This window comes from Oscillibacter sp. CU971 (genome assembly GCF_905219725.1).
Taxonomy (GTDB): Bacteria; Bacillota; Clostridia; order Oscillospirales; family Oscillospiraceae; genus Oscillibacter.
Genome location: NZ_CAJMXG010000422.1, coordinates 1 through 1,826 on the forward strand (window position 1 = coordinate 1; position 1,826 = coordinate 1,826).

Consider the following 1,826-nt stretch of genomic DNA (forward strand, 5'->3'; position numbering starts at 1 on the left):
GGCCAGGGCCTTCCCCGGGAAATCCCGGCAAGATATTGAATGTCTTTCCCTCCGGGCCGTGGTATCATGCAATCAACCTCAAGAGAGAAGGAGGTGCCCCGGAAATGAGCACTTTGTACACGCTGCTGTTCATGGCCTTGCTGGGCGGCGCCGCTTGCATCAAGCGCTGACGCCGCAAAACGATTTTATGAAAGAAGGAGGTGCCCCACATGCTGTACACGCTGTTTTCCATCGTGGTACTGGGCGGTGCCGTTTGCCTGGCCCGCTGAAAACCAAAACCTGACCGCCAAGCGGCCCCTGACCGGGGCCGCTTTTTCACATTCTCAATAGCCCCTGGCCCGGTCGATGAGGCCGTTCAGGGGCCGCCCGGCGGCGTAGTTCCCCAAGTCTTCGCAGAACATCTCCACGTTCCGGTCGCAGGTATAGCCCAGGGTCATGTTCCCCGAGACGTGGGGGGTGAGGATGATGTTCCGGGCCGTCCACAGGGGATGATCCCCGGGCAGGGGCTCCGGGTCCATCACGTCCAGGGCCGCGCCGCCTAAGCGCCCGGCGTTCAGGGCCTCCGCCAGGGGCTCCTGCTCCACGGCGGCGCCCCGGCCCACGTTCACCACGTAAGCCCCCTGGGGCAGCAGGGCAATCCGCGCCCGGTTCAGGATGTGATAGGTCTCCGCCGTGCCGGGGAGGGCCATAATGAGATTCCGGGCCTGGGGCAGCGCCTCGTCCAGCCGCGAGATGGGCAGCACCTCGTCAAACCCCTCCCGCGCCCGGCCGCTGCGGCTCAATCCGGTGATGCGGGCGGCCCCCATGCCGCGGAGCCGGTCCGCCACGTTGACGCCGATGTCCCCCGTGCCCAGGATGGTAAATTCGTTGTCCCGGATGGACCGGATGGGAAGCTGGTTGCTCCAGCCCCGGTTTCGCACCACCTCTTCATACTCCGGCATCCGCCGGAGCAGCATCAGCAGCACCATGACCACATGCTCCGCGATGGTGACGCCGTAGCAGTTGGAGTTGGTCAGCAGGCAGTCCGGGTTTGCGAAGAGGCCGGGGTCCTTGCAGTAGGGGTCCACCCCGGCGTAGGAGCAGCAGTACCACTTCAAAGACGCCGGGGCCGCCCGAAGAAGCTCCGGGTTGTGGGCATAGAGGATTTCACAGCCCTGGAGGCAGGCCTTCGCCTCCTCAAACTGGTCCAGGGTGAAGAAATGAGGCGTAAAGCCCAAGTCCTCCGCCGTCTCTCGAATCCGGGCCTTGTGGGCCTCGGTAAGGAACTCCTGATAAACGCAGATGTCTCTCATGACGGATCNTCTCCTTGTCGTGAATGTTTCAGCAGGGCCTCGGCGGCTTTCATGCCGTCGGCGGCGGCGGAGAGAATGCCTCCGGCGTAGCCCGCCCCCTCGCCGCAGGGGTAGAGCCCCCGGAGGGCCGACTGGCCGTCCGGGCCCCGGGAGATACGGACGGGGGAGGAGCTGCGGCTCTCCACGGCGGTGAGCACGGCGTCCGGAGCGTCATAGCCCCGGAGCTTCCGGCCCAGGATGGGCAGGGCCTCCTCCAGCGCCGCCGAGACGAAGGGAGGCAGGCACTGGTGGAGATCCGTCCACGCGACGCCGGGACGGTAGCTGGGCTTCACCCGCCCCGGTCCCCCGGAGGGGCGGCGGGCCAGGAAGTCCTCCACCCGCTGGGCAGGGGCCCGGTAGCCGCCGCCGCCCAGGGCGTAGGCCTCCTCCTCCAGCCGCCGCTGGAACGCCACCCCCGCCAAGGGGGAGCCGTCCCCGCCGAAATCCTCCGGGGTGACGTTTACCAAAATGGCCCCGTTGATGTTCTCTTTGTCC

At 66.6% G+C, this 1,826-nt stretch carries 2 protein-coding genes; both read right to left on the bottom strand.

Going from position 1 to position 1,826, the window contains the following annotated elements; genetic code table 11:
• Positions 1–323: 323 nt before the first annotated feature.
• Positions 324–1,292 carry a D-2-hydroxyacid dehydrogenase gene (locus JX325_RS16100; protein WP_204792058.1) on the bottom strand — a complete coding sequence of 323 codons (969 nt, stop codon included), beginning with the start codon at positions 1,290–1,292 and terminating at the stop codon, positions 324–326.
• A partial coding sequence (locus tag JX325_RS16105) for an NAD(P)/FAD-dependent oxidoreductase (RefSeq protein ID WP_374220655.1) occupies positions 1,289–1,826 on the bottom strand: 538 nt, incomplete at its 5' end. The genes JX325_RS16105 and JX325_RS16100, both read right to left, overlap by 4 nt.

Excerpts from the sequence above, each read along its gene's own strand:
- JX325_RS16100 (WP_204792058.1), bottom strand. The coding sequence starts at position 1,292 with ATGAGAGACATCTGCGTTTATCAGGAGTTCCTTACCGAGGCCCACAAG.